Origin of the sequence: Lentilactobacillus rapi DSM 19907 = JCM 15042 (assembly GCF_001436255.1) — a bacterium.
GTDB classification, from domain to species: Bacteria; Bacillota; Bacilli; order Lactobacillales; family Lactobacillaceae; genus Lentilactobacillus; species Lentilactobacillus rapi.
In genome coordinates, this window is sequence record NZ_AZEI01000030.1 from 19,566 (window position 1) to 29,595 (window position 10,030).

At 45.0% G+C, this 10,030-nt stretch carries 10 protein-coding genes; 8 read left to right on the top strand and 2 right to left on the bottom strand.

What is annotated here, in order from left to right; genetic code table 11:
- Nucleotides 1-268 precede the first annotated feature (268 nt).
- The 6 genes from FD12_RS04870 (at nucleotide 269) to FD12_RS04895 (ending at nucleotide 6,102) form a co-directional block, all read left to right on the top strand.
- Nucleotides 269-1,552, top strand: a complete 1,284-nt coding sequence (locus FD12_RS04870; protein WP_225427310.1) for an ABC transporter substrate-binding protein — start codon at nucleotides 269-271, stop codon at nucleotides 1,550-1,552.
- On the top strand, nucleotides 1,539-2,483 hold the full coding sequence (locus tag FD12_RS04875) for a carbohydrate ABC transporter permease (RefSeq protein WP_054748597.1): 945 nt from the start codon (nucleotides 1,539-1,541) through the stop codon (nucleotides 2,481-2,483). The genes FD12_RS04870 and FD12_RS04875 overlap by 14 nt, the downstream gene beginning before the upstream one ends.
- The gene (locus tag FD12_RS04880; RefSeq protein WP_054748600.1) at nucleotides 2,473-3,294 is read left to right on the top strand and encodes a carbohydrate ABC transporter permease; all 822 of its coding nucleotides are present in this window, start codon (nucleotides 2,473-2,475) and stop codon (nucleotides 3,292-3,294) included. The genes FD12_RS04875 and FD12_RS04880 overlap by 11 nt, the downstream gene beginning before the upstream one ends.
- Before the next feature lie 10 nt (nucleotides 3,295-3,304).
- Complete coding sequence (locus tag FD12_RS04885) at nucleotides 3,305-4,426, top strand: ABC transporter ATP-binding protein (protein ID WP_054748603.1); 1,122 nt, start codon at nucleotides 3,305-3,307, stop codon at nucleotides 4,424-4,426.
- Between the two features lie 6 nt (nucleotides 4,427-4,432).
- Nucleotides 4,433-5,290, top strand: a complete 858-nt coding sequence (locus FD12_RS04890; protein ID WP_056982000.1) for a metallophosphoesterase family protein — start codon at nucleotides 4,433-4,435, stop codon at nucleotides 5,288-5,290.
- Between the two features lie 155 nt (nucleotides 5,291-5,445).
- Nucleotides 5,446-6,102 carry a YoaK family protein gene (locus tag FD12_RS04895; protein WP_225427309.1) on the top strand — a complete coding sequence of 219 codons (657 nt, stop codon included), beginning with the start codon at nucleotides 5,446-5,448 and terminating at the stop codon, nucleotides 6,100-6,102.
- Here FD12_RS04895 and FD12_RS04900 read toward each other — a convergent pair whose 3' ends face one another.
- Complete coding sequence (locus FD12_RS04900) at nucleotides 6,103-6,633, bottom strand: GNAT family N-acetyltransferase (protein ID WP_054748607.1); 531 nt, start codon at nucleotides 6,631-6,633, stop codon at nucleotides 6,103-6,105. It lies immediately after the preceding gene.
- Between the two features lie 60 nt (nucleotides 6,634-6,693).
- Between FD12_RS04900 and FD12_RS04905 the strand changes: the two genes are divergently transcribed.
- Complete coding sequence (locus FD12_RS04905; RefSeq protein WP_054748609.1) at nucleotides 6,694-7,335, top strand: DNA alkylation repair protein; 642 nt, start codon at nucleotides 6,694-6,696, stop codon at nucleotides 7,333-7,335.
- A gap of 258 nt (nucleotides 7,336-7,593) precedes the next feature.
- Here FD12_RS04905 and FD12_RS04910 read toward each other — a convergent pair whose 3' ends face one another.
- Entirely contained in the window at nucleotides 7,594-7,785 is a 192-nt protein-coding gene (locus tag FD12_RS04910) for a hypothetical protein (protein WP_054748612.1), read from the bottom strand.
- 551 nt (nucleotides 7,786-8,336) lie between these two features.
- Here FD12_RS04910 and abc-f point away from each other — a divergent pair.
- Nucleotides 8,337-9,845 (top strand): ribosomal protection-like ABC-F family protein, encoded by a 1,509-nt coding sequence (gene abc-f, locus FD12_RS04915; RefSeq protein ID WP_054748614.1) that lies wholly within the window; start codon nucleotides 8,337-8,339, stop codon nucleotides 9,843-9,845.
- Nucleotides 9,846-10,030 lie beyond the last annotated feature (185 nt).

The following is a 10,030-nucleotide window of genomic DNA, read 5'->3' on the forward strand; positions in this document are numbered from 1 at the left end:
TTATCAAAAGATTATGAGTGTCGAACCAACTTAAGCTAGACAAGTCCAGAGAAAACGGGCAACTATTCCAATGCGAATGGTTGCTCGTTTTTCTTTGGATTTTTTAGATGAATTTGTGTCTGAATAATGTGATAGAGAATTCATAACCAACTGGGGTATCCAACACCCACCAAATTGTCATGAGTTTTTACACTTTTGAAACATAATTTTTGCCTTCAATTTACATCACCTTGTTAACCTATAAGTACATCGTAAATAGGAGGGTTTCATGATGACTATTAGTCACGGTTTAAAACGAGTAATCGGTCTTTTGTCAATTGTCGGGGTTGCGTTATTGTTTGCTGGGTGTTCCAAGTCTGCAGCAACCAAAACCACCCACATTACATATTGGCATGTTAACGCTGAAACACAGGGTGGGGCATCTGTTAATAAGCTCGTCAAAGAGTTTAACAAGACCCACAAGCACATCAAAGTAACTGCTAAATACAATCCAAATATGTATCAAGGATTGATGCAGAATTTACAATCCGCTCAGGCATCTGGAAAAGTGCCGGATATCGTTCAGGTTGGTTGGGCATTCACGAACTACTTCTCTGACAACTTCAAGTACATGACGCCAACTGACGCAGCTCAAAAATTTGATAAGAGTAAGAGCGCCATTACGAACAACTTTTCGACCCAGTCGTTATCCTTCGCTAAAAATGCCAAAGGTAAGTTAGTTGGGTTGCCATACTCATTGAGTACGCCAATTCTATTTACCAATGACAGTATGCTTGCCAAATATGGGATTAAAAAGAGCAGCTTGAGTACTTGGGAAGGCGTTCAAGCAGCTGCCAAGACCATCAAGCAAAAGAGCGGCAACTATGGTGTCTACATTCAAGAACCCGCTGATACCTGGGCTCAACAAGCAATGATGTTAAGCAATGGTGCGCAAATTAAAAATTCTGCCGGTAAAGCAGCGTTTGCCAGTGCTCAAGGTGTCAAAGCTTATCAGCTATACCAAGATATGGTTTTAAAGGATAAAACCGCGATTCATACGCCTTGGGCACAAGGGATGGACGATTTCACCAATGGCAAAGTGGCCATGGCGTTCACAACCGTTGCTCAAGCCTCACACATTAAACAAAGTGTCAGCTTCAAGGCTTCCTCACAGATTGCGCCAACCTTTAAGGGCAATAAGCTGACCGTTCCGGTTGGTGGGTCAATGTTAGCCCTCACTTCTCAGGACAGTGCCAAACAAAAAGCTGCTTGGACCTTTGAAAAGTGGCTCTATAAAAATGATTCACTGTTAACTTGGGACAAGGGAACTGGTTACTTGCCACCAACCAAGACTGCCTTGGATTCAGCTCAATTTAAGAAGTACTTGGCTGCTAATCCAATGATTAAACCAGCTACCCAAGAATTGACCAACGCCGTTCCTTGGACATCATTCCCTAAGAATGGGTTAGATGCCGAACAGGACATGATTGATGCCCGGGACAAGATTTTAACCGGCAGCAATGTTGCCCAGACACTCAAGGCCGCACAGGAGAAGATTAATGCTCAACAATAATTCACAAATTGAAAAGGCTGTTAACAGTCGTTCTGGCCCGCGGGTTTCCCGCAAGCCGCGAGGACGGCTTTTGCCATTTCTATACCTACTACCATCGGCACTGTTATTACTGGTGTTCATGATCGTTCCAATTGGCTACACATTTTATCTAAGCTTCTTTAATTGGAACCTGATTGCCCCAACTAAGCAGTTTGTCGGCTTGGCAAATTACGTCAATGTCTTCACCGACCCAACGAACCAGAAAGTGATTTTAAATACGCTCGTCTACATTGTCCTACTGGTGATTTTAAACTTTATCATTCCATATTTCATTTCGCTGATCGTCAATTTCTTCATTGGCAAAATGAAGGGACCATACAAAATCCTGTTCTTCATTCCCAGCTTGTTTTCGTTAGTGGTTGGCGCAATGTTGTTCTCATGGATTTTGAACCCCGTTTCCGGCCCACTGGCACTCTTCCTCAGGGATTTTGGCATGAAAGTGCCTCAATGGACCAATTCCGGTGCCATGGCAATTGTCGTGATTTGTTTGATTACCAATTGGAAAGTGTTTGGTTATAATTTCATTTTACTGCTCACCGGTTTGGGAGCCGTCCCGCGCAACATTCTTGATGCCGCCACTTTGGATGGCATTCCCAAGTGGCGGGTCATTTGGAACATTGTGCTGCCACTGAATAAGGGCGTGGCGATCTACGTCTTCATTTTGACAATCGTTCAAGGGTTGCAGTATGTCTTTACGCCAATCAACGTCATCACGCAAGGTGGCCCCTACTATGGGTCGTCTAACTTGCTGTATCACACGTACCTCAATGCCTTTGTCCTCTACAAAACCGGCAACGCGTCCGCATTGGCAACCGTGACGTTTGTGATCTTCTTGATTCTATTATTCATTGAAATCAAATTCGTTGAGGGGAGGAAACAAGATGCTGACTGAAAAACGGAACTGGGGTTGGCACATTCTACTGATCCTCATTATTTTGGCGATTATGCTGCCAGTGGTGTTCATGATTTCCAACTCGTTTAAGACACTGCAGGAATCCTACCATTCAATTTTGCAGCTGATTCCCTCCAATCCAACGTTAGGCAATTATTTGACGCTGAACAAGCAGATTAACTTGCTGCGGATGGTTTCCAACACCTTCTTGATGGCAATGATTGTGACCCTTGGAAAAGTTGGGACCGGATTGTTGGCGGCTTACGCATTCCAGAACTTTCATTTCAAAGGTAAGCAACTGATCTACTTTATCTTTGTGGCCACCATTTTTGTGCCGTTCACAACGGTGATGATTCCAAACTATTTGGTAATTGCGAAAATGAACTTACTTAATAATGTGATCGGGGTGGCGCTGCCCCAAATGTGTGATGCGACTGGGATTATGTTGTTTATTAAAGCGATGGAAAAGATCCCCAGCAGTCTCACTGAATCTGCCAAAGTTGACGGAATTCCCAACCGGCGAATTTTTATGAACATCATTATTCCATTGCTAAAACCAAGCATCATCAGTGTTGGGGCAATCTTTTTCATCAATAGTTGGAACGAGTACGTTTGGCCAACGCTGGTATTGAAAGATAAAAGCAGTTTCACCCTACCGCTGGCTTTGCAAAACTATATTTCAAGCGAAGGTGGGACTAACTTCCCATTGGCGATGGCTCTGGCCGTCATCATGATCGTGCCGCCACTGTTGATCTATATGGTCTTCCAGAAATACATTTTGAATAGTATCAGTAGTTCAGGACTAAAGTGAGGATGATTTGATGGAAAATACTGGCTTCCCAATTGAGTTAGATGACATGTCCAAAAGTTACAATAAGAAAACCAATGTGATTGATAAAATGGATCTCTCAGTGGTACCCGGGGAATTTCTGGTATTGCTGGGACCGTCAGGCTGTGGTAAATCAACCACGTTGCGGATTATCGCTGGCCTGGAAGCGCCCACGGGCGGCAAGGTGTTGATTGCCGGTCAAGATGCCACTCAAATGACCAGCATCCAGCGCAGCATCGCCATGGTGTTTCAGGATTACGCGCTCTACCCGAATATGACGGTGTATCAAAATTTGGAATATGCCTTGCGCGTTCACAAGGTTCCCAAGCAAATTCGCGAGCAACGACTCACTTCAATTCTGGCTTCACTGAATTTAACAAATTATAAGGATCGCTACCCAAGCCAATTGTCTGGTGGTCAAAAACAACGGGTCGCTTTGGGGAGAGGGATGGCGAAAAAGAGCCGGATCTTTCTATTAGATGAACCGTTGTCAAACATTGATGTCCAGCTGCGAGAAAAGGCTCGTGACGAAATTCAGAAACTCCACGAGCAAAATGGGCAAACCATTATTTACGTCACCCATGACCAGCAGGAAGCAATGGCGCTGGGGGATCGGATCGCCGTCATTAACGATGGCAAGATTCAGATGATTGATACACCAGAAAATTTGTACCACAATCCGGCCAATTTATTCGTGGCTCAGTTTGTGGGCACACCCCAGATTAATGTGTTCAAGGTGACCTACTTTAATCACCAATTGTTAGATGAAAGCGGCGCCGTTGTGGCCAACCTGGCTCCTTATCAGACGACTGATTTGCAAGAGGATACCGATTACTTAGTCGGGATTCGGCCTGAAAACGTGAGCCTGTCGGAAGATCCAACAGGAGCTGATTTTCCCGCTGAAGTTGAGTCCGTTGTTGACTATGGTCGGTATAAGCAGCTGACCCTTAAAGTGTTTGATCGTTTGGAAATCAAGGCGGTCGTGACCAGCTGGGATTCCGGGGTTGGCCAGACGGTTTACGCTAAATTATCCCGCAAGGAACTCTTATTATTTGATGCCCAGAGTCACGAACGGATTGAAGCCAATCAGAATTCACAATATGAATTGGAGTGATTAACAATGGTCTATAAAATTGTTCAAATTACCGATACGCATTTAACCCCGGAAGGCGGCCAGCCTGCCAATCATCAGCAGATTGATCCGGCTGATAAGTTGCAGGACGTTTTTGACGACATTTATACGACTAACGTGGATCCCGACTTGATTGTGATCACCGGCGACCTGATTCATGAAGGCAAAGCAGCCGATTATCATCATTTAAGGCACATTTTGGCTCAGCAACAGGAACGACTAATGGCCCCAATTAAAGTGATTTTGGGGAATCATGACCGAACCCGGCCATTTTACGATGGTTATTTAAAGCGGCCGTATCGGAGTCGCTATTACTATAAGATTGTTGGCGCCGAATGGGATTTCTATTTTCTTGATACTAAATGCGGGGATTTAGAACAGGGCTACATTGACCAGGCGCAACTGGATTGGCTCCAGGATAAGTTGGCAAGATCCGCTAAACCGGCATTGATTTTTATGCACCATCCGTTGCCGGGAGCGCCATTAAAAAACATGGCCTATAGCATTCTGCAGAATGGGGATGACTTGATGAACGTGATTCATGGCAGCAATGTTCAAGCCGTTTTTTCCGGCCACGTTCATTTTGCGAATACTTACCAAATTGGGGATATCCTAAATGTCGTGGCGGATTCAACCGCTTATCACATTAACTGCTCCAACGCTCACGAACACTTTGTGACGGATGCGACGGCCTACAATGTGATTCATTTGGATGAGCAAGGTATCGGTGTGGAACAACGACCATTACGATTGGGGTCAACAACCATTAACCGATTCAAGATTCCGAACACGGGCTTCGTGAATCAGGCATTGATCATGAATGAAATTAATCGGGTGTTGAGTTAGAAAGCCTTTTTGGTGGTAATCGTGTCTTTTATCGTCTATGATGTTTGGGTGTTGATAGCTACATAAACCAACAACCGGAACATCACCACAACCCAAGTGGCAGAATGGGGATCTCCGGTTGTTAAGCGTTTTGTCACGCTCACGGGGGGATGACGATGGAAGAAGAACAACAAATTGGGGCATACGAACGATTATTAAGTGGTGCCTTATTAGCGATGGCCGCTGGGGCACTTGATTCCTATACTTATCTTGAGGACGGTGGCGTCTTTGCTGGATTGCAAACGGGTAATTTAATTCTGACCGGGCTGCGAATCGGCCGTGGAGAATACGGGGATATCTTACAGGCAATCGTGTCACTGCTCATGTTCATGGTCGGCGTTGCAATCATCAGAACCGTTCAGTATCACTATCCGGTTGAACGGATTGTCAGACGGCGGGTGATCACGTTGGCGTTTGAAATTTTGCTATTTATCGTCGTCAGCATTATTGCCGATCGGGTGTCCGAACTTGTAACGACCGGGATGCTGGCACTGGCTGCCGCCTCTCAGCTTCAAGAGTTTCGAACGCTGAAGAATGGGCCGTTTACGTCGCTCATGATGACCGGAAACGTCCGAACACTAGCGGAAAGCGTGCTGGATTTCTTTGCCCAAAATGACCGCCAGGCACTCAAAAAAGCCGGTGACATTTCAACCATCATCGGCTCGTTCTTCGTTGGTGCATTATTAAATGGTTACTTGGTTCAGTACTTTCATGGCCAAACGATTCTCCTTGCAGCGGTGATTTTGCTGTTTGCGATCGTATTTGGAAAATAATCAGGAGTTCAACTTTGAATAGAGGACCATGTCCCTGAATTGCCCATTATAAAAGGCATACTGCTTCAAAATAGCATCTTGATCAAAGTCACAGCGTTCAGCGACGTTGCGGCTTTTTTTGTTTCGAGAGTCGGCAAGAATTTCCAAGCGATTTAGATGTAATTCATTAAAGGCGATGGCTGCTATCGCAGAAACGCTGAGATGCATGACCCCCTGCCCTTGAAAGCGGCTGGCAAGCCAATAACCAATTTGGCAGCGAAAGTGGTCGTGCTGAAAGTCGTGGAGGTCGATCATGCCGGCGGGTTCACCGTTGACGAGGATGATAGCGAACCAGAAATCTACCTGGGCCATTTTCTCGATGCCATATTGGAGAAAGTTGGCCTCATCACTGACAGCGAGGGTTGTTTTCGCCCACGGTAACCATTTGCTGAGCTCCTGACGGTCTTCATCGATTAAGGCAAGCAGATCTTGAGCGTCATTTTTGCTGGGCAACTTGAGGGCAATCTTTTCGTTAATTTGATTAATAAACATTGACGTAACCTCCATTTGAACTGGTAAAATGAGTATAGCTTATTCGAATGGGGAGTACAAATGTTCAAACTTACTGGTAACAAAGAAAATCAACCACATATGGAACGTTACATGCGCAATCAGTTCCCGTTTTTGGGATTAAAAACGCCAGAACGAAAGGTGGAATCCAAACCCTTTATCCGATCCTCTCGGCAACTGCCACTTGCTGAAGTCTTTACAGTAATTGCGGACCTTTATCAGCGAGATGCGAGAGAGTACCAGTACGTGGCCATCGATACTGCGTACGCAAATGTAAAACGACTGGACTTTGATGGCATTGCGCATTTGACCAAGTACATTCAAGTGAAGTCTTGGTGGGATAGTGTCGATGCTTGGCGGAAAGTGCTTGGCAAGTACGTGGTGCTGCACCCCGAGGAAAAGGAGCGGGTATTTAACTTATTTTATCAGCACGAAAACTTTTGGATGCGCCGGGTCGCGATCCTGCTCCAGCTGTTGGAGAAAGAAACTTTGGATACCAGGTTGTTGACCAAGGCAATTGAATTTGATGTTGATACCGAGAACTTTTTCGTTCAAAAGGCGATTGGGTGGGCTTTGAGAAATTATAGCAGGTATGATCCGCAATGGGTGCGGGCATTTGTGGCGGGGCATTCGTTGTCCAAGCTGGCAGCTAAAGAAGGGTTGAAGGTGATTGGTGAGAATTGAGTAGTCCCGCTGGATTCCTTAATGCTCCTCACTCTACTGGCTAAAATAAACCAAAAAAATCAGTTGGTAAATGAGCTTTAACTGCATCGTAGCCTGCCGCTATTAATTGGTAAAGTTAATAAAAATAATCCCAGAACCTAAACAACTCGCGTCACCATCTCCACACTCGGAGATGGTGGCGCGAGTTGTTTAAGTCCTGAAATCAAACTGTTTTTCACGGCAAGCTCATTTTGATTTCCTGAGATTGACTTGAGCTTGTTAGGCTCTTCTGCCACCGTGACGCCGGCCACCTAATTCAAAGCCGGCGGTCACAATAATAGCTGCGATGAGGAATGATAACAATCCAGGTATGATATCTGTGAATCCAAAGCTTGCCACAATTGAAGCCAAAATCGTGCCAATGACGAGGGTCAAAAACCCAATTAACGTGATTTTCAAGTTTTCATCCATAAGATCGCTCCCCTGTGTGATTAATTGTTAAGATCGCAAGCATTTCGCGGAATTAGGGTGGTTATTCATAACTCGGTAACGCAAACTGTTTGCGCTTTCTTCACAACTTTATTGTAACGCATTTGGACAGACATTCCAGCAAACACTTGCCAATTTAAGCGGCTTCATGACCACATTTGCCGTTTCTGTTTGAAAGCGGGGGTGGACTAAATGGTCAATTTGTGAAACAATAGAAATGTGCACTAGGTATATCAACTAGATTACAAACCAAGGGATGTGGATCGCATTGAAGATTACTAATCGTTAATACAGAATTTGATACTATCACTGCTCATCAGCAGGGGTTATTCTGTGCGAATTAGTAATTTTGTGTGATCTAAATCCGACGTCACTTTTAGTGGCAGGTTAATACCTGACATTTATTTAAAGTGGTGCTCTCACAAAAATATCAACTCAGATGGCCTGCCGGCGGAATGTTTCCGTTTAGCAGACTTTTTGTTTTGCACTCAGAGCCACTGGGATGGGCATCTCAATAAACGAGGTGATCCCAAATGGGAACAATTAAAATTCATGACCTGTCATTTAGGTATGATGGCATGCCTCAGAATATTTTTGATCAATTTAGTTTGAATATCGATGACAGTTGGAAGCTGGGGTTGATTGGTCGCAACGGCCGTGGGAAGACCACTTTTCTGCGGATCTTGTTGGGCCAGTTAGATTACCATGGTGAAATCAATACCAACGTGGCGTTCACCTACTTTCCCCAGCCGGTTGCTGATCCAAGCCAGGCGACCGCGACGGTCTTGCTTAAAATTGCCAAGTTGGATCCAAGCGAACTCTGGCGGATTCAAGTTGAAATGGATAAGCTCCAGTTGGCCGACGATGTTTTGGATCGACCATTTGCCACCCTCAGTCCAGGAGAACAAACCAAGGCATTGCTAGCCGTGATGTTCAGTGAGTCGGGGACTTTCAAGTTGATTGACGAGCCGACGAATCATTTGGACGTCGCAGCAAGAGACGTTGTGGCTGACTACCTTAAAGGCAAGCAAGGCTTCATTGTCGTCAGCCACGATCGTCATTTTATCGATCAAATGATTGACCACGTGCTCTCAATTGACCGTGAGAAAATCCAGTTATTTACTGGAAATTATGAAACGTGGCGGCGGGAGTTTGATAAAACCAACGCCTCTGAGAAAGCCGAAAAGCAGCATCTACAAACCGAAATCAAACGCTTGGACGCAACTGCCAACCAAATTAAGCAATGGGCGGGCAACGCGGAAGCCAAAAAGTCACAGCTGGCATATAAGCATCAAGGCCGGGTCATGATGGATAAAGGCTTTTTAGGTCACAAAGCCGCAAAAATCATGAAGCGCTCAAAGAACACTCTCAACCGAACTGAAACGGCGATTGATGAGAAGAAAAGCTTATTGAAAAATATTGACGAAATGCCGCAATTAACAATGAATTTTCAACCGCCGCATCAGCAACACTTACTGCAAGTGACTGATTTGCAGGTTGGCAGAAACGGCATGACGTTAAACCAACCGATTACTTTTGAGTTAAAGCCTGGACAACGGCAAGTCTTGCTGGGGCCAAATGGCAATGGCAAGACAACGCTTATTAAAGCAATTCTAGGGGAGCGTCATTTGATTACCAACGGAACGGTGGCCCGATCCGCGAAGCTCAAAATCTCGTATTTGACGCAGAATTTTGAAGCTTTACACGGTTCGATTGAAGCTTATTCGGCAAGCGATGCGATTGAGTTGCCAAACTTATTGAACATGCTGCGAAAATTGGGCTTTGAGCGCTCGGCGTTCGCCACCAGGCTTGAAGATCTGAGCATGGGCCAGAAACGCAAGGTATCACTGGCCAGGTCTCTCTGCGAACCTGCGAATCTTTATGTGTGGGATGAGCCATTGAATTATCTGGACGTGATCACCCAGCAACAGGTGGAAAATTTAATTCTGAAATATCAGCCGCCAATGTTAGTCATTGACCATGACCGGGATTTTGTGAAAGCCATTGCCAATTTACCGGTGATTGAGGTTAGGCGACCATGATTGGTTTCGCGAACTTGAAAATATCTTCATAAAGTGTAAGATGTTGCTTATAGTTTTTGAAGTGAGTGGCGCCGAGTATTGGGAAATTTGAATGTATGGTTCCGATGTTGAGAAACCACCCTAATACAGGTTCTTAGAAACTGTTTGAGATCTAAATTGAGTTTTGGTATACTTTTGCAAAAAAG